The 23609-nt window shown below is 43.5% G+C and carries 23 protein-coding genes; 9 read left to right on the forward strand and 14 right to left on the reverse strand.

The annotated features are described in order from the left end of the window. Positions 1-9: 9 nt before the first annotated feature. Positions 10-921 carry a helix-turn-helix domain-containing protein gene (locus tag ACM0OT_RS01010; RefSeq protein WP_414561951.1) on the reverse strand — a complete coding sequence of 304 codons (912 nt, stop codon included), beginning with the start codon at positions 919-921 and terminating at the stop codon, positions 10-12. On the opposite strand from ACM0OT_RS01010, the gene ACM0OT_RS01015 reads away from it, so the two are divergent. Further along, a complete protein-coding gene (locus ACM0OT_RS01015) occupies positions 920-1444 on the forward strand; it encodes a GNAT family N-acetyltransferase (protein WP_414561953.1) in 525 nt (174 codons plus the stop codon). The two genes, ACM0OT_RS01010 and ACM0OT_RS01015, sit on opposite strands and share 2 nt — an antisense overlap. Positions 1445-1537: 93 nt before the next feature. Next, a complete protein-coding gene (locus ACM0OT_RS01020) occupies positions 1538-1942 on the forward strand; it encodes a hypothetical protein (protein ID WP_414561955.1) in 405 nt (134 codons plus the stop codon). A gap of 59 nt (positions 1943-2001) precedes the next feature. Here ACM0OT_RS01020 and ACM0OT_RS01025 read toward each other — a convergent pair whose 3' ends face one another. Both ACM0OT_RS01025 and clpS read right to left on the reverse strand, forming a co-directional pair. Then, on the reverse strand, positions 2002-2838 hold the full coding sequence (locus tag ACM0OT_RS01025) for a lysostaphin resistance A-like protein (protein ID WP_414561958.1): 837 nt from the start codon (positions 2836-2838) through the stop codon (positions 2002-2004). Between the two features lie 140 nt (positions 2839-2978). Beyond that, positions 2979-3260: an ATP-dependent Clp protease adapter ClpS gene (gene clpS / locus ACM0OT_RS01030; protein ID WP_414542023.1), complete on the reverse strand. Its 282-nt coding sequence runs from the start codon at positions 3258-3260 to the stop codon at positions 2979-2981. Positions 3261-3560: 300 nt separating this feature from the next. On the opposite strand from clpS, the gene ACM0OT_RS01035 reads away from it, so the two are divergent. Then, positions 3561-3923, forward strand: coding sequence for a hypothetical protein (locus tag ACM0OT_RS01035; RefSeq protein ID WP_414561960.1), 363 nt, complete (start codon positions 3561-3563; stop codon positions 3921-3923). A gap of 181 nt (positions 3924-4104) precedes the next feature. Here ACM0OT_RS01035 and ACM0OT_RS01040 read toward each other — a convergent pair whose 3' ends face one another. Continuing rightward, complete coding sequence (locus ACM0OT_RS01040) at positions 4105-4305, reverse strand: hypothetical protein (RefSeq protein ID WP_414542021.1); 201 nt, start codon at positions 4303-4305, stop codon at positions 4105-4107. A 475-nt stretch (positions 4306-4780) separates the two neighbouring features. On the opposite strand from ACM0OT_RS01040, the gene ACM0OT_RS01045 reads away from it, so the two are divergent. The 4 genes from ACM0OT_RS01045 to ACM0OT_RS01060 all read left to right on the forward strand — a co-directional run bounded on the left by ACM0OT_RS01045 (position 4781) and on the right by ACM0OT_RS01060 (position 11637). Then, positions 4781-5110, forward strand: coding sequence for an STAS domain-containing protein (locus tag ACM0OT_RS01045; RefSeq protein WP_414561962.1), 330 nt, complete (start codon positions 4781-4783; stop codon positions 5108-5110). Positions 5111-5318: 208 nt separating this feature from the next. After that, positions 5319-7937, forward strand: a complete 2619-nt coding sequence (locus ACM0OT_RS01050) for a TIGR03960 family B12-binding radical SAM protein (RefSeq protein ID WP_414561964.1) — start codon at positions 5319-5321, stop codon at positions 7935-7937. Between the two features lie 857 nt (positions 7938-8794). Continuing rightward, entirely contained in the window at positions 8795-10957 is a 2163-nt protein-coding gene (locus ACM0OT_RS01055) for an Rne/Rng family ribonuclease (RefSeq protein ID WP_414561966.1), read from the forward strand. An 8-nt stretch (positions 10958-10965) separates the two neighbouring features. Further along, positions 10966-11637 (forward strand): ribonuclease HII, encoded by a 672-nt coding sequence (locus tag ACM0OT_RS01060; RefSeq protein ID WP_414561967.1) that lies wholly within the window; start codon positions 10966-10968, stop codon positions 11635-11637. A gap of 192 nt (positions 11638-11829) precedes the next feature. Here ACM0OT_RS01060 and ACM0OT_RS01065 read toward each other — a convergent pair whose 3' ends face one another. Further along, positions 11830-12417 (reverse strand): DUF1997 domain-containing protein, encoded by a 588-nt coding sequence (locus ACM0OT_RS01065; RefSeq protein ID WP_414561969.1) that lies wholly within the window; start codon positions 12415-12417, stop codon positions 11830-11832. Between the two features lie 143 nt (positions 12418-12560). Between ACM0OT_RS01065 and pheA the strand changes: the two genes are divergently transcribed. Beyond that, a complete protein-coding gene (pheA, locus tag ACM0OT_RS01070) occupies positions 12561-13436 on the forward strand; it encodes a prephenate dehydratase (protein WP_414561971.1) in 876 nt (291 codons plus the stop codon). A 74-nt stretch (positions 13437-13510) separates the two neighbouring features. On the opposite strand, the gene ACM0OT_RS01075 is transcribed toward pheA, so the two are convergent. The 5 genes from ACM0OT_RS01075 to rpsG all read right to left on the reverse strand — a co-directional run bounded on the left by ACM0OT_RS01075 (position 13511) and on the right by rpsG (position 18827). Continuing rightward, complete coding sequence (locus tag ACM0OT_RS01075; RefSeq protein WP_414561973.1) at positions 13511-14158, reverse strand: LON peptidase substrate-binding domain-containing protein; 648 nt, start codon at positions 14156-14158, stop codon at positions 13511-13513. A gap of 245 nt (positions 14159-14403) precedes the next feature. Next, positions 14404-14721 carry a 30S ribosomal protein S10 gene (gene rpsJ, locus ACM0OT_RS01080; RefSeq protein ID WP_010998474.1) on the reverse strand — a complete coding sequence of 106 codons (318 nt, stop codon included), beginning with the start codon at positions 14719-14721 and terminating at the stop codon, positions 14404-14406. A 164-nt stretch (positions 14722-14885) separates the two neighbouring features. After that, complete coding sequence (gene tuf / locus ACM0OT_RS01085) at positions 14886-16115, reverse strand: elongation factor Tu (RefSeq protein WP_414561975.1); 1230 nt, start codon at positions 16113-16115, stop codon at positions 14886-14888. Between the two features lie 22 nt (positions 16116-16137). Continuing rightward, positions 16138-18216, reverse strand: coding sequence for an elongation factor G (gene fusA, locus ACM0OT_RS01090; RefSeq protein WP_414561977.1), 2079 nt, complete (start codon positions 18214-18216; stop codon positions 16138-16140). A 140-nt stretch (positions 18217-18356) separates the two neighbouring features. Then, complete coding sequence (gene rpsG / locus ACM0OT_RS01095; protein ID WP_414542011.1) at positions 18357-18827, reverse strand: 30S ribosomal protein S7; 471 nt, start codon at positions 18825-18827, stop codon at positions 18357-18359. 198 nt (positions 18828-19025) lie between these two features. Here rpsG and ACM0OT_RS01100 point away from each other — a divergent pair, with 198 nt between their 5' ends. Further along, the gene (locus ACM0OT_RS01100) at positions 19026-19166 is read left to right on the forward strand and encodes a hypothetical protein (protein ID WP_414561979.1); all 141 of its coding nucleotides are present in this window, start codon (positions 19026-19028) and stop codon (positions 19164-19166) included. 31 nt (positions 19167-19197) lie between these two features. On the opposite strand, the gene rpsL is transcribed toward ACM0OT_RS01100, so the two are convergent. The 4 genes from rpsL to ACM0OT_RS01120 form a co-directional block, all read right to left on the reverse strand. Then, positions 19198-19581 (reverse strand): 30S ribosomal protein S12, encoded by a 384-nt coding sequence (gene rpsL / locus ACM0OT_RS01105; protein WP_414542009.1) that lies wholly within the window; start codon positions 19579-19581, stop codon positions 19198-19200. 102 nt (positions 19582-19683) lie between these two features. Further along, positions 19684-20019 carry a HesB/IscA family protein gene (locus ACM0OT_RS01110; RefSeq protein ID WP_414561981.1) on the reverse strand — a complete coding sequence of 112 codons (336 nt, stop codon included), beginning with the start codon at positions 20017-20019 and terminating at the stop codon, positions 19684-19686. Positions 20020-20383: 364 nt separating this feature from the next. Then, positions 20384-20803: a phosphomannose isomerase type II C-terminal cupin domain gene (locus ACM0OT_RS01115; RefSeq protein ID WP_414542051.1), complete on the reverse strand. Its 420-nt coding sequence runs from the start codon at positions 20801-20803 to the stop codon at positions 20384-20386. 271 nt (positions 20804-21074) lie between these two features. Further along, a complete protein-coding gene (locus ACM0OT_RS01120; protein ID WP_414561983.1) occupies positions 21075-23078 on the reverse strand; it encodes a phosphodiester glycosidase family protein in 2004 nt (667 codons plus the stop codon). Positions 23079-23609: the final 531 nt, after the last annotated feature.

Here is a 23609-nt window from a genome sequence, read left to right on the forward strand (position 1 = left end):
ATAACCTCTTCATGTAGATTCAATACTACCAATCTCTTGCCGATAACGCTGAGGCGTTGTATTTAGTAATCGTTGGAATACAGATGTCATGTGACTCTGGTTGCCAAATCCCGCTTCCCCCGCCACCTCCGCCAGCGATTTTCTGGGATTTTGTAAGAGTTGTTGGGCAAGTTCCAGCCGGCACCGGAGGACATATTGATAGGGTGATAATCTAGTTGTAGCTTTGAATGCTCGTGCAAAATGGTAAGGGCTGAATCCTACCGTAGCAGCAATGTGATTCAGGCTAAGTTCCTGTGATAGATGCGCTCTGATGTATTCTATAGCAGACTTTAACAAATTTGGTTCTAAAAACTCTGGCGGACGCTTGATCTGTCCAGATAAATTTGAACGTCGGTAAATTATTTGTCCCAGCACCGCAGTTGCCACCGATTCTAAATAAAATACACCACCTAATTGTCCATTATCAAAGAATTCTTGCATGGCGATCGCTACATTCAAACCCCAATGGGTTTTGGGAATTTGGCCAGGTTGTAACTCAATCATCTGTCCTTCTGCTTCTACTGTGACTATACGGGATAGAAAAGATTGGGAATATCCAAACACTACAGAACAAGAAGCATCCTCTACAGAACTATAGGTACTTCCTTGAGGCACAATATCAAAACCTCCTGGTAGCGCTTGGTAGGGTTGTAGCCGATCAGTATTAAAAGCGGCCATTCCACTGCTGACACCAAAACTCGTGACCACAAGGTTAAGTGGTGAGCGAATATTGACTTCTAACTTTCCTGGCGGAATTATTGCTACCATCATCTGCGGTGTTTCTATCCAGCGTCCCCATTGCGATCGCACTTCTAGTGGAGGCTGAGCAAGGGGAATTTTATGCTCTGGGGGATTAGATAAGAATTCTTGTCGCAGATTCATGGGTAGAGGCGATGTTTCAATCCCTATTGTCTCAGAAAGTAGATTGTTCTATTCCGCAAGAATTGACAAGACAAAAACCATTAAATTTCAGTATTTTAAAAAAGTTGCTAACGGAACACTTAAAAGGTTTTTCATTATGGACAAAGTATTTGAACAAATCTCTTCGGTGATGCTGCGTGCGGGACGGCCCAACGACGCACTCCCCTGTGGTACTATTTTGTATGAAGGGTTACGTGTTGTTGCGGAACAGCACGGTTTCTTACTTGACTTTCCTTCTGCGGAGTTTGGGGCGGATATATTTACTGAACTGTTGGCGAACCCAACGGTTTATTCGGTCGTGGCTGAGGCTGAGGATGGGCGCGTCATCGGCAGTAACTGTTTGTGGGAAGGTGACACTATCGCCGGAATCGGCCCCACTACGGTAGACCCCGCCGCGCAAAACAGGTCGGTTGGTCGCCGCCTGATGGAACATATTTTACAGAGGGCGCACGAACATCGGTACGCCGGTGTGCGGCTCGTTTAGGCCGCGCATAACAGCTGCTCCCTTGCCCTGTATACAAAACTCGGCTTCGACGTGCGCGAGTCACTGGCAGACCTTCGAGGACAGCCGCTCGGCTTGAAGATACCCGGCCGCACCGTTCGTCGGGCGACTGAGGCCGACCTTGCTGCGTGTAATCAACTTTACTATCGCATTCATGGTCATGACCGGGTGGGCGAACTCAAGGGTTCTGTCGGGCGGGACAAGGCAATGCTTGTTGAGTGTGATGGGCGCGTATCAGGCTACGCCACAGAAATTGGCTTTTTCGGCCACGCTGTTGGCGAGAACAATGAGGACTTAAAAGCGCTGATCGGCGCGGCTCCAGCGTCCGATGAGTTTGGCTTCTATGTTCCGATGCGTAACGCCGATCTGTTCCGTTGGTGTTTGAATCATGGCTTGCGTGTCACCCAGACCGCAACTTTGATGAGCCTCGGCCTGTATAACGAACCGGCAGGGGCTTTTCTACCCTCCGCGCTGTATTAATAGCTGCATTAACCGCGCCGCAAAACGTAAAATAATATGAGTTCGGGAATCTGTCAAATTTATACAGTTTGAGATTTAGTATTTGCTCGCCCCCACATCAACACAGCAAGTACAGCCATAAATGCTAAACCCATAACTCCTTGTAGGGGATTTTGATCTACACCTGTTACCCAATCAGGCACTTGGCCAGAATATTCAATTAAATTTCCCACATTAATGATGTAATATCCCCAAACTAAACCACCATGTAAACCAATAGGTAAACCCAAGCGACCCCTCCGCCAGCGTTTACCCCATACCAGCGTTAACCCCAATAGTATTAAAGTGGGAAACTGCGGTATTATTCGCATAATGACATCCAACGGCTTAATAAAGTGCAAAGCCGCAAAAACAACAGCATTTATCCACAGTGATGCACTTTGGCTATAGTCCCGTTGCAACTCGTCAAGTAACCAGCCTCGAAATAATAACTCTTCTGCGAAACCGACACCTAAAGAAACAATTAAACCCTCTAAAATAATTTTTAACAAAAAAACTTGCGGTTGTTGCCACACCAACCAACCTAACAAACCTTGTAGCCCAAATAATATCAGAATATTAATTAGCCCCAGAGCTAAACCACTCAACAAATCTACAGCGTTTTTTCGGGTGATTTCTAAGCCATACTTCTGTAATATTCGGGGTTGTTGGTAGACGTTTTTACCCCATAGTTTTAAAAGAAAAATAAACTGCGTATATAGCAACACCATTGTCAATATACTTACTAAATTAGAATCACTAACTAATAAGTAAATGGGTGTAGCCAAGGGTAACCATAGCAGCAATAAACTTACAACAAAATAGCCCAACCTCATCAAGACAGGGCGTTGGGCTAAACGGGCAAGGTTTATTTTCATAAAAAATTTTTAGCAAAAATAAAGGAAGGTGACAATATCAAAGTCAAAAGTCAGAGAAAACATCTTTTAGTTTTACCCTTTACTTTTGACTTTTTGCTGTCTTCCTACCCTGTGAGGAAAACTCGATTTCAATATCTAATTTATTCCTCAGGTTCAATGGTGCTACTTAAACCATGACCTTTCAGTGTTTCGCAATAAAACTCAGCATGTTCTTGAGCGCAAGTAATGACTAAAGCCATGCCGTTAGTATGGGCTTCCATCATAATACTCACAGCCTGGGGCTGAGTCAGGCTCGGTACTGTGGTTATTAATGACTGTACCACATGCTCCATAGAGTTGTAGTCGTCGTTATGGAGCAAAACGCGATACCGAGGCGCGAGCTTGCGGGATGTGGAACGCTTCTCAATGGTTTCGACTGACACGGTTCTTTGCTCTTTGATTCGGTGGTTTACTACAACAGATTCTCTGTCTAGTGTTTACTCAACAGTTAATTACCTATCTTATCGCATGTCTATCCAAACTTTATGTCATGAAAAAACTCTGCTGCGATATAGACTAGGCCAGCATAAGGGTGGCAATTATGAGGTAATATTTCAAGTATTCACGGGTGTGAGTACTTGCTTAATTGTAAAGGATTTTCCCACAAAATTAACGCATAATCGCGTTTAAAACCCATAAATTTGCTCAAAAATCCCTGCTTGTCACAGCCCTAACTGCTAGATATGAACATGAGCTTAGACTTTCAACCGGGACAAATTGTGTCTTTAGAGCATAGTGACAGAAATCTATACGGGGAAGTCATCCAATTAGTGACTTCTCGGCAGTTGTGCTGGGTACGTCCATTACTGCTAGTCGGCTTTGCCCAAGAACCACCAATAATTACTGATCTGCGAGATGCATCAGATTTGCTTTGGCCCATCAATTTATTTCGACCAGCTTTAGATACAGAAGTAGTTTCACTCTTAAGTCAGATTTTGGCAAAAGAACCAAAAAATGAATTGGATTCAGCCGCCAAACAGCAATTTAATCAATTTATTCAGCAGATTTGGCAAGTTTATCAAGAGGGAATAGGGACTAAAAACTAATGCTCACCAGCACAGTTTACGCCAAACTTGTGTGATCAATATTAAACATGACAGTAAAACACCAGCAATCCTATCGTGCCTGCTATCAGCACTGCTGTTAGTGTTTTTCCAACTAAATTTTGCTATTTCCTCTCAAAACTGGCTGAGGATAACGAAAAAATAATAATACTCACCTTGAGAATTAATATCCCCAGCTAGGTACTAACTTAACTCTACCCGCATCCATTTCTGCCATTAATAACTCCAGGGCTTCATAATCAACGTCAGAAATGTGTCCCATTTGAGTCAGTTCCGAATTGATTTCATTTTCTATTTCGGGAGTTAATTTTTTAATGTCAAGTGCTTTTTCTACCAATTGACGAATCGCGTACTTAGTTCTCATAAGTAATGAACCAGTTGTATGTAATATGATACTAATTATCTAAGATAGATCTAGGTATAAAATGTGATCCAACTACCCTGAACTACGTGATCCATATCACAGGATAATTGGTTCAATAACTTGTCATTAACCCTGGTGTGCGCCGCTAGCCAGCATAAAAATCATGGCATCTAAATATGTAGCTGAAGCTGAGCTAAATTAACTTTATTCATTGGCTCAGGGGACTATTTCAGCAAAGTTACGGTTGATTTTTTTGCTCTATGGCGATCTATGTTGATTGTTTTAGAACTAGATGGAAAAAAAAGTATATATGAACACATTTTACCCTGTATTTATGACAATCTTTAAACAGACCCACTAAAGTAATGAAGATTTAGCAAAGAGGGGTCAGACCTATAGTCGCTGAGATAAAAACAGTTTATGTTCAAATAAATCTCAGGCTTTACGGTTCAATAACTTTAATTAGGATGTGAAGATGCAAGCAGTACCGAAGTGTCCAAAAATTACAGTTATTCGTCCTCAGGGTTGTTTAAGTGCTGCCAATGCATTGGAGTTGGAACGAAACCTGATAGCAACCTTGGTACAACAAGATGTCTCTATCTTGCTAGTAGATTTAGCAGCAGTAGAATTTTTAGATAAATCTGGCTTAATGGCATTAGTCTCTGCACACAAGCTAGCTCAGAGTTTAGGTCGTAGTTTTAAGATTGGCTCTGTTTCCTCATCAATCAGGATGATCTTAGAATTAACCCAACTTGATGAAGTTTTTGAAATATCTGAAGATAACTTAGATTTGGCAGTGGCATAAGGAATTCCTGACATAATTTAAAAAATCAAGTCCCTCAGCAGGCGGAAGAAGGTTTATTCCATGCTACAAAAATCAGATCACTGGGCAACTTCCTGTAAATTTGTGTAAAAGAGTTGTCAGTTAAACCGATAAAACTTTATTGACAGAGCCAATCAATGCTAAGGTTGGAGGTGATTAGCTGTAATTTAGGTAGCTAAAAGATAGCATAGTGGCTGTTGCAGTTGAAAATTTAATCACATCGGATATTTTGAAGCCAGCACGTTACTTAGGTAACGAACGCTTAGCAGTACATAAACCTTGGGATGCGGCCACAATACGCTGGGCATTAACTTACCCAGAAGTATATGAAGTTGGGTCATCTAACTTAGGGCATATCATCCTCTATAACATCTTAAATGCCCAACCGCGCCAATTATGCGATCGCGCTTATCTACCAGGTACCGACCTAGCCGCTAAACTCCGGGAGACTAATACCCCCTTGTTTGCTGTAGAGTCCAAGCGATCGCTCTTAGAATTCGACATTTTGGGTTTTAGTCTCAGTTACGAACTAGGAGCAACTAACATTTTAGAGATGTTAGATTTGGCAGGAATTCCCCTCACATGGCAAGCAAGAGCAGATGGGAATTATCCCCTGATTTTTGCCGGGGGGCAAACAGCCACATCAAATCCCGAACCATATGCCGACTTTTTCGACTTTATCGCCCTGGGAGATGGAGAAGAACTACTACCAGAAATAGGTTTGGTATTAGAAGAAGGCAAACAAGCACAATTATGCCGGCAAGATTTGCTACTAGATTTAGCACAGATACCAGGCGTATATGTTCCTCAGTTTTATGGCATGGCCCCGGATGGCTCAGTTCATCCTCAACACCCAGATGTACCCAAGCGCATTTTGCGCCGAGTCGCAACGCCCATTCCAGCATATTCTATCGGGATAGTGCCTTATGTGGAGACAGTGCATGACCGCCTGACATTGGAAATTCGGCGCGGTTGTACACGTGGTTGTCGCTTTTGTCAACCAGGAATGCTCACGCGACCTGCCAGGGATGTAGAACCAAATCAGGTGGTAGAAGCCATTGAACAAGGAATGCGGGCCACTGGTTACAATGAGTTTTCCTTGTTATCCCTGAGTTGTTCTGATTATTTGTCCTTACCAGCCGTAGGGATGGAAATCAAAAATCGACTCAGAAATGAAAACATTTCCTTGACTCTTCCCAGTCAAAGAGTTGATAGGTTTGACGAAAATATTGCCAATATCCTGGGAGGGATGCGGCAAGGTGGACTAACCTTTGCTCCAGAAGCCGGCACCCAAAGGATGCGGGATATTGTGAATAAAGGTTTAACCAACGAAGAATTACTCCGAGGCGTGAAAACAGCTTGGGAAAAAGGCTGGGATAAAATCAAGTTGTATTTTATGATCGGCTTACCAGGCGAAACCGATGCTGATGTAGTAGGTATTGCCGAAACAGTCAGTTGGTTACAACGAGAATGTCGGGGTAAAGGCAGAAGGCCCCTCAACTTTAACTTGACAATTTCTAACTTTACACCCAAGCCCCATACTCCTTTTCAGTGGCACTCAGTTTCTACCGCCGAGTTCCGACGCAAACAGAACCTGCTGCGCCAAGAATTTCGCCGCATTCGGGGAGTAAAGGTGAATTTTACCGATGTCCGCATATCGGCAATGGAAGACTTTGTAGGTAGAGGCGATCGCACCTTAGGCCAAGTCATACTGCGAGCCTGGGAATTGGGTGCAGGGATGGATTCCTGGTATGAAAATTTAGATAAAGCTTTTGCGGCTTGGAGTCAGGCGATCGTTGAAGCAGATCTAGATTGGAAATACCGTCAAGTAGAAAATGGCGAATGGAATTTGTTTCATGCAGAGAATCTAGAAGATCAGGGAGTAGGATCTTTGTCACCCCACTCCCTCGATGCACCTCTACCTTGGGAACATATTGACACGGGAATTGATAAAAAGTGGCTTAAAGAAGACTTGCAGCGTGCCTTAGAAGCCGCAATAGTACCTGATTGTTCTTTTGAGGGTTGTTCACGTTGTGGTGTGTGTGGCACCGATTTCGGTCATAATATCGTCATTGAACCGCCTACTATCCCAGAATTTGCTGGCGATTTTGTCCCAAATACCAATAAAATACAACGACTACGTGTCTGGTTTGGCAAGCAAGGAAATATGGCTTTAGTCAGTCATCTAGATTTAATGCGGCTATTTGATCGAGTGATTCGCAGAGCCAGCTTACCAATTGCCTTCACAGGGGGATTTCACCCGAGTCCCCGAATCGCTGTGGCTAGTGCCTTAGCTTTAGGAGCCACTAGTAGTGGAGAAATTGTTGACTTTGAGTTAACACAGCCAATAGAAATTGAGAGTTTCCGGCAAAAACTAGCTAACGAACTGCCATTAGATATACCTATATATAATGTGGTGCAGATCGATTTAAAAGCTAAAGCTGCTAACCAAGTAATGGAAGCAGCAGACTATTTAATTACCGTAGCCACACCGAGGGAGGTAACACCTGCACAATGGCAAGACTGGATTGATACAATCAACGCCCAAGACGAACTGTTGTGGGAGAAAACAACCAAATCAGGCAAGAGTCAATTAGTAAATCTGCGCTCCTTGTTGTTTGAGCTAGAATTACGTGAAGCTATAACCAACACAGCAGATTCCACAGTTGTCCTGCGTTATCTAGGCAGCTGTCGTCATGATGGTTCGCTCTTGCGTCCTGAACAAATCCTGTCTATGCTAGAGATAGTCGCAGGCGGAGAATTTCAACTCCTGCACATCCACCGCAATCAGCTAGTTTTAGGGGTATAATCCCTGAAGGGTAACTTGCTAGTAGTTGCCCAGTACAGCACATCATGGGAATTGATTTTTAGCAAGGTTGCGTTAGAATCAGATGAAGAGAAATTTTCTGGCGCTGCATTGAATGGACTGGTTCACTACCCTGGTAATCAGGGAGCGAAAGCGAAGATATGAGAGTGCAACTTCTAGGATTGCATCCCAGATTAGCTGAGGCAGATTAAAGAACTCACACTCTCTTTCTTGTGAACTATTAGGGTTATGGCAGTGCCGTTCCCTTACTAGAAAAACAGGCTCCGTCAGCTTCTCTAACTCTATGCTTTTTAAACAACTGCTGAATGCCTAATCCCTGGGTGGTGATGGTGTCGCATGAAAAATCAACCAAGGACGGTTGATTTATTTGCTTAAACAATATGCAACCGTTCTGGAATAATCGACGTGTAAACGCAATTCTCTAGTCAATAGCTCTTTAACTTTGAAGCTCAAACCAATTTGAAAAATGATGGCGACAGATGGATTTACAGAACCCAGATGCACAAAGAGACTCCCAATCTCTTCGGGTTCAGCAGTCGCTGATCGGGGAAACCATGCCACTTGACGCCAGTCTGCATCCTGCGGGAAGCCGCCCAGAAGGCGGCGTCTACAAGTCGGGAGATCTGCCCACGCGGCTCGCTCCTCCACTTAAGGAAACCCCAAGACAGAAGTGGCTCCCCATGACCGCACTGCTTCACAAAAATCTAAAATCCCCAATCCAAAATGGAATTAGCTTCACAATTTTTATTATCAGCAGCACTTTGTGGGGCTGGCAGGGGCGAGAGGCATAACAATCCTCCATAGCTCTCGTCGGTGCTGCTAATTTTTGAGGAAATTGAATGCCAAAACAAATTATTATCGCAGAGCAGCATCAAATTGCAGCCGTCTTTTCCGAAGATCAAATACAAGAACTTGTTGTAGCTACAGGACATCACCAAATAGGTGATATCTATTTAGGTGTAGTAGAAAATGTATTACCTGGGATAGATGCGGCATTTGTTAACATTGGAGATCCAGAGCGCAATGGGTTTATTCATGTAACTGACTTGGGGCCATTGAGGCTCAAGCGCACGGCAGCAGCAATTACAGAACTACTAGCACCACAACAAAAAGTGTTGGTGCAAGTCATGAAAGAGCCTACTGGCACAAAAGGGCCAAGGCTCACAGGCAACATCACCACGCCCGGACGTTATGTAGTATTAATGCCCTATGGCAGAGGTGTAAATTTATCCCGGCGGATTAAAAGTGAAAGTGAGCGCAATCGCTTACGGGCACTAGCTATTTTGATTAAACCGGCGGGAATGGGTTTGCTGGTGCGGACAGAAGCCGAAGGCAAACCAGAAGAAGCGATCATGGAAGACATGGAGATGTTGCAAAAGCAATGGGAAGCCATTCAGCAGGAAGCTCACTCCACCCGTGCCCCAGCGTTACTTAATCGAGACGATGACTTTATCCAACGTGTCTTACGGGATATGTACGGTGCCGATGTGAATCGGATTGTCGTGGATTCTAGTACCGGATTGAAGCGAGTCAAACAGTATTTACAGAACTGGAGCGGAGGTCAAACACCACAAGGATTATTGATTGACCATCACCGCGATCGCTCGCCGATTTTAGAGTATTTCCGCATCAGCGCCGCCATCCGTGAAGCGCTCAAACCCAGAGTAGATTTACCTTCTGGTGGGTACATTATCATAGAGCCAACCGAGGCATTAACAGTAGTTGATGTTAACTCCGGTTCCTTCACGCGATCGGCAACAGCGAGAGAAACAGTTTTGTGGACAAATTGCGAAGCCGCAACAGAAATTGCCCGCCAGTTGCGTCTGCGAAATATTGCCGGGGTAATTGTCGTTGATTTTATTGATATGGAATCACGGCGTGACCAATTGCAAGTTCTCGAGCATTTTAATAAAGCGCTAAAAGCAGACAAAGCTCGTCCCCAGATTGCTCAATTAACAGAGTTGGGTTTAGTCGAGCTGACACGCAAACGCCAAGGTCAAAATATTTACGAATTGTTTGGGAATACATGCCCAACCTGTGGTGGTTTAGGCCACGTTGTGCATCTGCCTGGAGAAACAGAACCTCGATTACCCACAACAGCAGAAGTACCAGAGCGTTTGGTATCCCTGCCTCACAAAGAGCCACGTCTGAGTACTGCTCGGATTACAGAACCAAGGGAAACATACGATGCGTTTGATAGCTTGCGTGGCGTTCGCGGTAATGTGTCGGAGCCATCAGCCATAGGATTCGATGGTGACTCTGATGTGGGTGCTTTGGATTTAATGAATCATCCCAGTTATCAAGAACTGGGTGACAATAGTAAGCGTCGTACCCGTAACCGTCGCAGTCGCATTGGGATCAATGGAGCAAATGGAAAAGATGAAAGCTTGCGTGGCGAAGTCATACCACGACTAACTCCTAATCCTCTAAATTTTGACAACGAGCCAGACTTAGACCTCGATAATGAAGTAGAACTAGGAAGCACACCAGATATTCCCTCACCAACTCTAGGTAAATCAGGTTGGTCTGAAAGGACAGAGCGGACTAAAGTAACCAAGGTTGAGCCAGTTAAACCAGTGGTTGAACCACCGGAAATTAGAACTGTAGAAATGACCTTAGAAGAACAAGATGTTTTCGCTTTGATGGGAGTGTCTCCCTTAGTCAAGTTAGAGAATGAAGTTAAAAATCCCAAGTCTGTGATCATTAACATCATTCAACCTGGACAACAAGGAACTACATTACCTCAAACAACTTTAAACTCTACTACAGCTGAAACAGCCAGTGAGGAAGTAAATACACCACAAGTCGATCTAGAACAAAAACCCTTACTCAGAGAAACCAGAGAAATAACTGAACCAAAGGAGGTGGAAGTCAAGCCTGCGCCGGCAAACTTGCCAAACCCAGAAGAAACTGAAGCGAATAATACATCCATTGGCAATCGTCGTCGTCGCCGTCGCTCCTCTGCACTAGACTCAGACATGTCTAGTACAGAGGATAATTAACTTGACTTATGGTAAAAACAAAGCAAACTGCTGCTGTTATTGGTTCCCCAGCACTTCTTGGCAAACAGAGTTGGCTGGAGTTATCCTCCAGTTTATCTAGTATTCCAGGGTTGGTTGCGGGTATCGATGAAGTTGGGCGGGGTGCGTTATTTGGTCCTGTGGTTGCGGCGTCTGTGATATTGCCAGCTTGTGCTTTACCAAAACTGATAGCATTTGACATTAAAGACAGTAAAAAGCTGTCTAGTTCTCGCAGAACTTGGCTAGCACAGCAAATTTGCGAATTGGCCACAGACTGGAAAATCGGTTTTGCTGCAACTGCTGAAATTGATCAAATGAATATTTTGCAGGCAACACTGTTAGCCATGAAACGGGCTGTGCTGAAATTAAAAGTACAGCCTGTACTCTGTTTAGTTGATGGTAATCAGCCAATCAAAAACTTACTTGTGCCACAACAAACAATTGTCAAGGGGGACGAGCGATCGCTGAATATTGCAGCTGCTAGTATTGTGGCTAAAGTTTGGCGCGACGACCTAGTAATGCGTCTTGCATCAAAGTATCCCTTATATCACTTGGAAGATAACAAGGGCTATGGCAGCCAAAAGCATTTGGTGGCACTACAAAAATATGGGCCGTCACCTCTGCATCGCCAGTCCTTTCGTCCTTGTCAAATTCAACGTTGATAACTGAGATGTCAGTATGTTGCCAGCAGTGTAAGTCGTCTGCTGTAGTAATTATAGTTGGTTTAATTAATACCAATTTCTGAATATCAAGCGGCAGTGCGGAATCGGGGATGAACCAGGCGAAACCTAACATATATCAAGAGTTTTATTTGTTGGGTTTCGCAAATCAACCCAATTTACATGTGTAAAAAATTATTCCATATTCAAGATGGGCAATTCTGCATTGTCGTCATCTAGTGCTTTTTCTTGCATTTGTGATTTGACCCAGTGACGATAATCAGTTAACAGTTGATGTTGCAACCGTTGCTTAACCGTCAACAATACACTCTTGAGCAAACCATTGCCAGTAGCTTCTAAAATTGGTTTAGGTGTAAAAGAAAATGGTGGTGGGAAATCTACCTGCACCTCTAAATCGGCTCTTCCTTGCAGGCTAGTACCATTTTTTGATTGGTAAGGAGACAAATGGCCTTGTAAGTTAAGGGAAAAACGCTGGTTAATATACTCAAATCCCAGTATTTCACAACTTAGCGATCGCAAATTAATCGTCCCATTTGATTCAGCCCAGACTCTCATATCTACAGTAGGCTGAATACTCAGTGACATAAAAGTTAAAGGACGCATTTTTAAGCGAAATACTTCCTCAGAAATTTGATGAATACGGCTGTTATCGACTAACGCATTAACTAAACGTTGAGGCTGACGCAAGTAGTGCTGAATAGGAATAGGCTGCTGTGGAACGTCGATTTTCACCGACTGGAAGGCAATAAACTTGGTAGCCATGAATTAAAGGCATTAATTGTTTAATACTTCTATTATTAATGAATTTATTAACTTTATTATCTTGTTGAGGGATGATTCAGCTAAAAGCTTGGTTGGCATCCAATATGGTCTATATATTTAACAGATAACTCAAGTTCGATATTATGACTTTATCCATTGCCCATTTAGGCCCTCCTGGCACTTATGCAGAACAAGCATCCGTTGTTTATGCAAATTGGCTAGCTAAACAAACAGGAATTGCAGCTATCTTATATCCTTATCCCAGCATTGCCCAATCACTCCAAGCTGTGGGATCTGGACAAACCCAGTTGGCTGTTGTGCCAGTAGAAAATTCCATTGAGGGCAGTGTCACTATGACAATGGATACACTGTGGCAATTGGATAGTTTGCGAATTCAGTTGGCTTTGGTAATGCCCATCGCTCATGCCTTAATTTCCTGTGCCACCAGTTTAGAGAGTATTCAAACTGTTTATTCTCATCCGCAAGCCTTAGCTCAGTGTCAAGGATGGTTAGGGAACTTTTTGTCAACGGTACAGCTAATTCCCAGTAATTCTACAACTGAAGCTCTAGAGCGACTTCAGCAAGATTGGACAACAGCTGCGATCGCTTCTCATAGAGCAGCACAACTCTATAATTTACCTATACTAGCCAGTAATATTAACGATTATCCAGAAAACTGTACACGCTTTTGGGTGGTTAGTCAGAGTGAGGTAGAAACGATTGAGCAGATATCCTCAGAAAGTGCTAGTCATACATCCCTGGCGTTCAGTGTACCGGCTAATATGCCAGGAGCGCTGGTGAGACCGTTACAGGTATTCGCTCAACTAGGAATTAACCTTAGTCGTATCGAATCTCGACCAACCAAGCGATCGCTAGGAGAATATTTGTTTTTTATTGACTTAGAAGCAGATGTCAAGTCAGCACAAATGCAATCAGCCTTAGCACAATTAAGTACGTATACAGAAATTTTGAAAATTTTCGGTAGCTATCATGTTCTACCAATCAAGATTGGAGAATAATTGTTAATTACAAAATTACGCAAAGCCCTTGCGGGCATAGCTGCGCTGAATGCTGAACCTGTCTTGGTATGATATTACGAATTATTAAAAGTATCTTTGAGGACAGCACGAGCTGCCAAATTATTGCGAGTAGAAGTCAAAATTTCGGCTTCTCTTTCCAGGCGAAGTACGGTATCTTGGGTTTCCAGTAATGCTTGCTGCTCGGCGGCTATAGTATCAATGTTGCTCGCTACCCAATAAGATAACTCGGTTGGCAAATCGGGCAATTCTTCAGGTAGTTCCATCTTGCGTTCGGTTAATTTGCCTAACAGACGCACTACATCTCGTAGCAGTTGTTCTACTTCAGTAGCTAAAGGACGCAAATCTTTGGTTGGTGGCTGGTCTTCTATCCATTCCACCAAACCTACAGGGTAGGGTTTTTCTCGAACATATTCTAAAACCCGAAACCTTTGCTGACCTAAAGTTAACATCTTCATGCGATCATCTGGCAACCGTTGGTAATGGATAATTTCTGCACAACAACCAATGTTCGCAATTGTACCTGCCACTGGATCGACCATTAATACCCCAAACCTGCGATCGCTTGACAAAATCGTGTTCATCATGATTCTGTAGCGAAATTCAAAAATATGTAGAGGTAATGGTCTAGTAGGAAACAAAACTAATTCAGGTAAAGGAAACAGAGGTAGTTCACGAACTGCAATTTTAGAAGAAGATGTCATTGTTAATTTGGTATAAATTTAATTTTAAAATTTCTTATTTTCTGCTTTTCCCGTACTTTATCTACATTCTATCATTTGTTTTTCAGGCAATAAAAAGCCCTGGGATAAATTTCCACAGGGCTGGGTAAATATTCATCGTATTTTGACACTCTCTGCACTGGAGGTACAGAGATTCTTAAAGAATGGAACTTTAAAGGCGACGTCAAATTAGCCCCTAGACATTTGATTAATAACTAATAGTTAAATTACAGTTTTACTTCAATGTCTACACCAGAGGGTAAATCCAGTTTCATTAAGGCATCAATAGTTTTAGAAGAAGGCTGGTAAATGTCAATAATCCGGCGATGGGTGCGGGTTTCAAAATGTTCCCGAGAATCTTTATCTACGTGAGGCGATCGCAGCACACAGTAGATTTTGCGTTTTGTGGGTAAGGGAATTGGACCTATGGCTGTAGCGTTAGTCCGGTTAGCTGTATCTACAATCTTCTCGCAAGATGTATCCAATAGGCGACGGTCAAAGGCCTGTAAACGAATTCTAATCTTCTGCTGCTGTAGAGTTGCCATTTTTAATTTTCCTGGTTCTGATTAATGAGGAACTGGGGACTAGAAGTGAGGATTAGGGATTGGTGTTTGCCAAATCCCTAAATACTCAATACCTTTTTAATGGACGAGAAAAAAGCAGAGAGGAAATTTATCATCTCTGCTCCTTTGTTATGGGGCAAAAGGTGCTATTTAATGATTTTGGAGACAACACCAGCACCGATGGTGCGACCACCTTCACGAATAGCGAAGCGCATTCCTTGCTCAATCGCGATGGCGTTGATTAGTTCTACTGTCATTTTGATGCGATCGCCTGGCATAACCATTTCGGCTTCGCTACCATCATCGGAAGTAAAGGCCTTAATAGTGCCAGTTACATCGGTTGTCCGCACATAGAACTGAGGACGATAGCCAGCGAAAAAGGGAGTTTTGCGACCACCTTCTTTATCGGTCAGCACGTACACTTCACCTTCAAATTGAGTGTGAGGAGTAATCGAACCTGGTTTAGCTAGCACCATACCGCGTTCAATGTCGGCTTTTTGGATACCGCGCAGGAGTACACCTGCATTATCTCCAGCCATACCTTCATCGAGACTCTTCTTAAACATCTCGATCCCAGTTACGGTGGTGTTACGAGTATCTCTAATGCCCACCAATTCAACGTTATCACCGACTTTGACCTTACCACGCTCAATCCGACCGGTGGCAACAGTACCCCGACCTGTGATGGAGAAAACGTCTTCCACAGCCATCAGGAAGGGCTTATCTATAGCACGATCTGGAGTAGGAATGTAAGAATCTACTGCTTCCATGAGGGCGTAGATTTTGTCTACCCAAGGATCTTCACCCTGCTTAGTTTTGGGGTTAGCAGTCATTGCTTCCAGTGCTTTGAGACCGGAGCCTGTAATGATGGGAATATCGTCACCAGGAAAATCGTAGCTAGATAATAGCTCCCGGACTTCTAATTCCACCAGTTCTAGTAGTTCTGCGTCGTCTACCATGTCTTCTTTGTTCAAGAAAACAACTAGACTCGGAACACCTACTTGCTTTGCCAGTAGGATATGTTCACGGGTTTGGGGCATGGGACCATCAGCAGCAGAAACTACGAGAATACCACCATCCATCTGGGCAGCACCCGTGATCATGTTTTTTACATAATCAGCGTGTCCTGGGCAATCTACGTGAGCATAGTGCCGCTCGCCGGTTTCATACTCAACGTGAGCCGTATTGATGGTAATACCCCGCGCCTTTTCTTCTGGGGCGTTATCAATTTGGTCGTAGCCTTTACCTGTTGCTTGACCCATAGCGGCCAAAGTCATAGTAATAGCTGCTGTTAAAGTGGTTTTACCATGATCAACGTGGCCAACTGTGCCGATATTAACGTGGGGTTTAGTCCTTTCAAACTTTGCGCGTGCCATGAATGCTCGTTTCCTTTTTTAATTAAGCGTTCCCTTTGCTTTTCGCTATGATTGCTTCAGCCACGTTACGAGGTACTTCTTCGTAGTGGCTAAATTCCATTGAGAAGATACCCCGACCTTGGGTCTTCGAACGGATATCAGTAGCGTAGCCAAACATTTCTGCCAATGGGACTTTAGCAGTTACTTTGGCAAGACCATCATCAGATCCCATACCCTCAATTTGCCCACGACGGGAATTAAGGTCGCCCATTACATCCCCAAGGAAGTTTTCGGGAACTTCTACCTCAACTTTCATCATAGGTTCTAAGAGTACAGGTGAAGCTTTCAACACTGCTTCTTTCATTGCCATTGAGCCAGCAATTTTGAAAGCCATTTCTGAAGAGTCTACATCGTGGTATGACCCATCAGTCAACGTTGCTTTGACGTCAATCAATGGATATCCAGCTAAAACACCGGATTCGCAGCTTTCTTTCATTCCTTGTTCTGCGGGGCCAATGTACTCTTTGGGTACAGTACCACCAACAATTTTGGAAACAAATTCAAAACCGCTACCGGGTTCACCTGGCTCTAAATCGATCACAACGTGACCGTATTGACCTTTACCACCACTTTGACGGATGAATTTCCCTTCGATTTTGGAGACTTGTTTACGAATCGTTTCGCGGTAAGCTACCTGGGGCGCACCCACATTAGCTTCCACTTTGAATTCGCGTAACATCCGGTCTACCAGAATTTCCAGGTGTAGTTCTCCCATCCCTGCAATCACAGTTTGATTCGTTTCCGGATCAACGTGGACGCGGAATGTGGGATCTTCTTCTGAAAGAGATTGCAGCGCTTTGGACAGCTTGTCCATGTCGTTCTTGGTTTTGGGTTCAACCGCCACCGAGATCACAGGCTCAGGAATGAACAGGGATTCCAGAATTACTGGTGATCCTTCATCAGTGATCGTGTCACCTGTTAAGGTATCTTTTAATCCTAATGCTGCTCCTAAATCCCCAGCCCGCATTTCGTCCACGTCCATACGTTCGTCTGCTTTCAAAATCACCAGACGGGAAATGCGCTCTTTTTTGTTCTTGGTAGCGTTGAGGACGTAGCTACCTTTTTTCAGCACACCAGAATAAACGCGAACGAAGGTTAGGCGACCATAAGGGTCAGCCATAATCTTAAATGCCAGTGCTGATAAAGGTTCGTTATCATCGGCTCGACGCTCCACAGTTTCGCCATTGGGCAGTAAGCCTTGAATTGGTGGCACTTCAGTTGGTGCTGGTAGGTAATCTACAACTGCATCCAACATCAACTGCACGCCTTTGTTTTTAAAGGCTGAACCACAAAGTACTGGGACAATGGTTCCCGCTGTTGTACCTTTACGTAGGGCAGTACGGATTTCTGCTTCTGTAAGTTCTTCTCCCTCGAAGTACTTATTCATCAGAACGTCATCTGTTTCTGCTACAGCCTCTATCAGCTTGCTGCGGTATTCTTGTGCCTTGTCTTGCATTTCGGCGGGGATATCGGTTTCTTCGATATCTGTTCCCTGGTCGTTGTTGTAAATATAGGCACGCTGACGTACCAGATCAACGATTCCTGTAAATTCAGTTTCACTACCAATGGGCAGTTGAATGGCAATGGCATTAGCCCGTAGGCGATCGCGCATTTGTTCGTGAACTCGGTAAAAGTTCGCACCTGTACGATCCATTTTGTTGATGAAGGCTATACGAGGCACTTTGTAGCGGTCTGCTTGTCGCCACACTGTCTCGGACTGCGGTTGCACGCCACCCACAGAACAAAATACTGCGATTACACCATCCAACACGCGCATAGAACGTTCTACTTCGATTGTGAAGTCAACGTGTCCTGGAGTATCGATAATGTTAATTTGATGATCTTTCCAACTGGTACTGATCGCCGCAGCGGTGATGGTAATTCCCCGCTCACGCTCTTGATCCATCCAGTCGGTGACGGCAGTTCCTTCATGAACTTCGCCAATTTTATGAATTATGCCAGAGTAAAACAATATTCTCTCGGTTGTCGTTGTCTTGCCCGCATCTATATGCGCCGCAATACCGATATTGCGTACTCTCTCTAGCGGGATCGTACGTGCCACAGTAGCCTCCTATAGTTTTTGCCTCATGATATCTTGTATATTACTCTTTGTTAAGATTCTATACTTTTACGGAAAACCGTCTGCGTTTTTCTAAGTACGCGATATATCGCTGTGATATCCACGATATACCGCTAATTTTCTTAGTAACGATAGTGGGCAAACGCTTTGTTAGCTTCTGCCATCCGATGTGTTTCTTCGCGCTTGCGAATCGCATTTCCGGTTTCGTTGGCAGCATCCATTAATTCATTGGCCAATTTACTAGCCATTGTACGACCGGGACGAGAACGAGAAAATTGTACTAACCAGCGCAATGCTAAGGTTGTACCGCGATCAGAGCGGACTTCCATCGGTACTTGGTAGGTTGCTCCACCAACTCGTCGAGCTTTTACTTCTACCAAAGGTGTGGCATTGCGTACTGCTCTTTCAAAGGTTTCCAAAGGAGCAGCACCAGTGCGTTCTTCAATAGTTTTGAGAGCATCATAAACTAGCCGTGCAGCTAGTGATTTTTTTCCATGACGCATTACCCGCCGGATTATCATGCTTACCAGGCGACTGTTATATACGGAATCAGGCGGAACTGGACGCCTTTGAATAACACCACGACGAGACATACTTCACCTTTAATTCGGAAATTGGCAACGAAATTATATGCTATCAGACACTGGATATATGGGCAGTAAAAGCCGCCGATCAAACTTTCTTTTTTTCTTCTCTACAGTTGCAGCGAGAATAACCGATGAATTTTTTCTACTACAACCAGAGAAGGCGACAACATCATAAACTTTTATCTTTTAGATGCAACCGCTGCGATGCCTAAGTTGGCAAGCTACGCTTACAGAATGCTGCTAAAAATTGTCTATACTTACCCGCTTCTGGGTGTAGCTAGATTTATGGAAAAAGCAAGCGCCGCTAGTTTTATGTTCCTCGACGCTGCCAAGGAGAATGCTTAATCGCCATCGCACACGATTAACCTCCTATTTCCTATTTTTTCGCTTCTTTTGGACGCTTGGTTCCATACTTGGAACGTCCTTGTTTGCGGTCTTTAACCCCGGCTGTATCCAAGGTGCCGCGGATAATGTGATATCTCACACCTGGTAGGTCTTTTACCCGACCGCCACGGATCATCACTACTGAATGTTCTTGCAAGTTGTGGCCGATACCTGGAATATAGGCTGTGACCTCAAATCCAGATGTCAGTCTTACCCTTGCTACTTTCCGTAGAGCTGAGTTAGGCTTTTTAGGAGTAGTTGTGTATACTCTGGTACAAACACCCCGACGTTGTGGGCATTGCTTCAGAGCTGGAGATTTGGTTTTCTGACGCGCTACTTCGCGTTCATTACGTATGAGTTGCTGTATTGTTGGCATGAGTCACAGCGCGTGAAGCTGCTTAGAGGTCTAAGTTTTAACAAATCCTGATTATATCTTTTTTTTGGCTTTTATGTCAAACTGATAATTTTATTTTTTCACTTACGAGGTTGGGGCAGTTGTAGAGAAAGAATTACCACAACTACAGGTAGCGATCGCCTGAGGGTTGTGAAAGCGAAATCCCCCACCTATTAAATCTTCTGAATAATCTAATGCCAACCCATTTAAATAATCAAAGCTTTCAGTATCTATAATAACTTTAATACCGTTAATTTCCATAACCCGATCATCGATTTTCACATCTTCATCAAATGACATATCATAAAACAAACCCGAACAGCCACCTAATTTAACTGTTAATCTCAACAAAGAATTTGGCTGATGTTTTAAGTGTAATCGCTCAATTTCACTGACGGCTGCTTGACTCAAATGAATCATGGAATTATTTTTGTCTATTTAATACCCTATCTCCCAGTATTACAGACGGGTGGACTATCGAATAAACATCCACAGGCTGTAAAGCGCAAGAATTTACCTAACTAAGTTGAAGTTCTCCTAGATAACGGATTTGAGCTTTGCCTATGATTCGTCACTCTTCTAGAGTAAGGGATTTTGGCTCAGTCAAGGTACGGTATTCATTAGATCAAGCATATCATTAACTAAGAAGTTAGTCCCCACCTAAATTGAGGTAGGGACATCAAGCTAATAATATGGTTTTTCAGACGGTTTGCAAAAATGATCAGTATATTAGCTTTTTTTAGCCTTATTTTGACCATTAAACCCCAATACACCTGTTGCGGGTTTAATTCTTAGTACGGGCATAGTCATCTTGGTAGCGAATAATATCATCTTCACCTAAATACTCACCATTTTGCACTTCAATCAAGACTAAGGGAATCACACCAGGGTTCTCTAAACGATGGGCTGTACATTGAGGAACATAAGTTGATTCATTGTTACTCAACAGCACTTCTTGTTCACCACAAACAACCCTAGCAGTACCAGAAACAACAATCCAGTGTTCACTGCGATGATGATGCATTTGCAGACTGAGGCGGTGTCCAGGCTTGACTTCAATGCGTTTAATTTTGTATCCGCGTCCTTCTTCCAAAACGGTAAAAGAACCCCAAGGACGCAATTCAGTGGCGGCAACACTTTTATTCGCAATGGCCACAGGTAGGGGCAGAGTGTTAACTTGTGCAGATTCTTGATATTGAGCCATAGTTACCTCATTTGGAGACATAACAAACCGTCATTACTCTTAACCATTGATGGAAAATTTGGCGCAATTTTGCAACCGTGAAAATCGTCATTTTGTTGCACCTTGCTAAACATAGCAAAATCAAACTTTAGGGTCTTAAGAATTACTGCTAAAACTATGTGTCTACACTAATTCTTCATGCAACAAATGGCAGCTTTTTCTTAACTTTAAAAAGGGGATAGGGGCTAGAGATGATGGATGAGTAAATAAAGTCTCTAGTTCCCAGTTCCCATTACCGACGTTGCAGAAAAATCCCAATGCCGTTGTGAACACGAGCAGCGGTATTGGGAGAACGGTCGAGGAGTTGTCCCCCCAGGTAAAGACTTGTTGAGCTACCACCATCTAAATTTAGGGCATTCACACAGCCGAGACGATTCATAATTTGGGCATGTTCCGCTAAGGTTGGCCCTAAACCACCAGCACGGTTATGCACAGCAGCAATGATGAGAGAATTGTTGGCTGTGGTGCAAATGGCACTGCGAATGGCTCTTTGTGTAATAAAGGCTTTACTAAATTGTTCACTTTCGGCGTTCAGCACAATTTGATTGTTTTGGATTAATAGTGGTCCAGCTCCCATAATGTGAGGATAACGGTTAAACTCAGCCGAATTAGTACTATTGCTAATATTGACTGCTGTCCCGATGGGCAATTGTGATGCAGAAGCGGCAGCACTGGCGCGGAAAGTTAATAGGTAGCCATCACGGGGAATGGGAATGGCTGTTTCATTGGCTTTGCCACCTGGTAACTGATTAGTAACTCGGTCTGTTTGGACAACCAGAATAATTTCGTTATCTGTAAGAGGAGTGTAGCTAGGGCCCCAAGTCGGGGTATAACGAGCAATCCCACTTTGTACATAGCCACTGTTGAGAAATAAAATGGGGAATTTCTGGTTATTAGGAGTAATTAAAGTTTCTTGCAAGGTGAGGCGACTTAAGTAAAATTGCCCAGAATTATCCCAGGCGATCGCTCCCCGATTGAGAATTGGCCCTGATAGCCATTGATTATCTCGACGTATTGCTCCTAATGGTAATCGATTATTGCGATTGAAATAACCAGCGTTGATTGCCGCCACAGCTGAGGATTGCGCCGCCATTTGAATTAAAGGTGCAGTTCCTGTCTGGTTATTAGTATCTATACCAATAGGTTTTAAAGTTAACCCAACTTGTCGGGGATTTACATCTAACCAAACCACAGGAAAACGATCTGTGCCTAAATTGACAAACTGCTGCCGCCAGCGCAATCCTGGTGCCCAAGCAATATCTTTTTGCACTAGTGCATCGGGGCGTAGATCAATTACTAGGCGATTAGGTTCAGGTAAGGTAATGATCTGCGGCGACATCCCAAAAGGCACACTTAAACTAATGATTGTGCGGTTATTGACTATTTCTATTTGTCTAATTAGTGAATTTGGGGTGGTTGGTGCCGGTATTTGTTTGAGTAAATTTGGTGGTGATGTTGGTTGGGGTGCATAGCGTTGGAGTAAAACCGGATCTGCCATACCATCCAAGGCTACTACCCATTCTGTATCGGGTGGTGTAGTAGTTTGAGGGGTGGGGTTTTCCGGGTCAATAGTTCTGGCTATGGGTAACCCTTGTGAAACTAGCCAGGGAGTTGGTTGATCTAAATCTAAAACGATGCGCGCTGATTGGAAAGGTGTATTCGGTGTAGTTGCTTTTTGCTGACTCTGACGAATATTTTTGATTTGTGATTTTGGGGTAGCAATCACTAAGATATTGCCATTGGCTTGGATCTGCCATCCTGCTGTTTGAGCAAAATTAGTAATGTCTAAATAGCGATATCCTCCTTGCAGTCTGGTGGTTAAAACTGTTGGCTGAGTGACCGATGAAAACCACTCTACTGGTTGTCTATCTGGATTATTGCTACTTAAAAAATCTACGCCAATGAATTGCCTCAAGGCGCCATCACTTAGATGAGTTGTTATTTGACCACTGCTTCCGGGTTGCTGTAACCAAGCCCCTGCCAAAGTACGACCGTTGAGGGAAATTTGGCTACCACCAGCTGATGCCCTAGATGCGGGAGGTACTGGGGTCTGGGCAGTTAATTCTGGTACTGTGGTTAGCATCGGGGGCTGCTCGGCACTAATATCCCCAGTTGTAGATAAGCACAATACAATTGTAGTGAATGTTATTACAGCAGTCCAGAACAACCTTTGATGAAACTGGTTGGCAATATTATTGCGGTATTTTCGTTGGCGGCGATGCGACATTTTGACCATGATTTATTTGGTACTTTGGATAAGTATCTCCCAAGCAATTAACTAAAACTAATTGTGGGGAAATCTTAAAAAATAGGGATTTAATTTCGACTAAAACGTGATATTCTATATATTGGCTATCTATCTCTTGTAAAATCCAAGAAATAATCTTCCCACTAAAACCACTGTCACTAAATGTTTTAACTATCACTAGTTTCAGTCAGACTATGCACAGTAGTTTTAGTGATCACAACTGGTTTAGAATATAAAACCCTCACCAATGGTTGCTACTGTTGCTAATTAAGTGAGGTCTGTTTCGTCGTCACACAGGTGGCAGCAGCAGAATCAGCAAACCAGAAATATTTACAATCAAGATTTTTAGGAATTGTCAAATGGGCATGTATTGTAATACGCTGATTTTGTTGCTGAATCAGGATTATTTCGGCGTTTAAAACTAAGTTGTGTTACAGGTAAGCTAAAACAGCTTGACCAGGGAGCAAACTTTCATCTGGGAATTAGGAACTGAGCAAAAAACTAACTATGGCTAACGCC

It is taken from the genome of Anabaena sp. CCY 9613 (assembly GCF_963920895.1).
Taxonomy (GTDB): domain Bacteria; phylum Cyanobacteriota; class Cyanobacteriia; order Cyanobacteriales; family Nostocaceae; genus Cyanocohniella.

Coding starts and splice junctions, on each gene's coding strand:
- ACM0OT_RS01015 (WP_414561953.1), top strand. CDS start 920: ATGGGTAGAGGCGATGTTTCAATCCCTATTGTCTCAGAAAGTAGATTG.
- ACM0OT_RS01010 (WP_414561951.1), bottom strand. CDS start 921: ATGAATCTGCGACAAGAATTCTTATCTAATCCCCCAGAGCATAAAATT.
- ACM0OT_RS01025 (WP_414561958.1), bottom strand. CDS start 2,838: ATGAAAATAAACCTTGCCCGTTTAGCCCAACGCCCTGTCTTGATGAGG.
- ACM0OT_RS01035 (WP_414561960.1), top strand. CDS start 3,561: ATGAACATGAGCTTAGACTTTCAACCGGGACAAATTGTGTCTTTAGAG.
- ACM0OT_RS01040 (WP_414542021.1), bottom strand. CDS start 4,305: ATGAGAACTAAGTACGCGATTCGTCAATTGGTAGAAAAAGCACTTGAC.
- ACM0OT_RS01045 (WP_414561962.1), top strand. CDS start 4,781: ATGCAAGCAGTACCGAAGTGTCCAAAAATTACAGTTATTCGTCCTCAG.
- ACM0OT_RS01055 (WP_414561966.1), top strand. CDS start 8,795: ATGCCAAAACAAATTATTATCGCAGAGCAGCATCAAATTGCAGCCGTC.
- ACM0OT_RS01060 (WP_414561967.1), top strand. CDS start 10,966: ATGGTAAAAACAAAGCAAACTGCTGCTGTTATTGGTTCCCCAGCACTT.
- ACM0OT_RS01065 (WP_414561969.1), bottom strand. CDS start 12,417: ATGGCTACCAAGTTTATTGCCTTCCAGTCGGTGAAAATCGACGTTCCA.
- pheA (WP_414561971.1), top strand. CDS start 12,561: ATGACTTTATCCATTGCCCATTTAGGCCCTCCTGGCACTTATGCAGAA.
- ACM0OT_RS01075 (WP_414561973.1), bottom strand. CDS start 14,158: ATGACATCTTCTTCTAAAATTGCAGTTCGTGAACTACCTCTGTTTCCT.
- rpsJ (WP_010998474.1), bottom strand. CDS start 14,721: ATGGCAACTCTACAGCAGCAGAAGATTAGAATTCGTTTACAGGCCTTT.
- tuf (WP_414561975.1), bottom strand. CDS start 16,115: ATGGCACGCGCAAAGTTTGAAAGGACTAAACCCCACGTTAATATCGGC.
- rpsG (WP_414542011.1), bottom strand. CDS start 18,827: ATGTCTCGTCGTGGTGTTATTCAAAGGCGTCCAGTTCCGCCTGATTCC.
- ACM0OT_RS01100 (WP_414561979.1), top strand. CDS start 19,026: ATGCCTAAGTTGGCAAGCTACGCTTACAGAATGCTGCTAAAAATTGTC.
- rpsL (WP_414542009.1), bottom strand. CDS start 19,581: ATGCCAACAATACAGCAACTCATACGTAATGAACGCGAAGTAGCGCGT.
- ACM0OT_RS01110 (WP_414561981.1), bottom strand. CDS start 20,019: ATGATTCATTTGAGTCAAGCAGCCGTCAGTGAAATTGAGCGATTACAC.
- ACM0OT_RS01115 (WP_414542051.1), bottom strand. CDS start 20,803: ATGGCTCAATATCAAGAATCTGCACAAGTTAACACTCTGCCCCTACCT.
- ACM0OT_RS01120 (WP_414561983.1), bottom strand. CDS start 23,078: ATGGTCAAAATGTCGCATCGCCGCCAACGAAAATACCGCAATAATATT.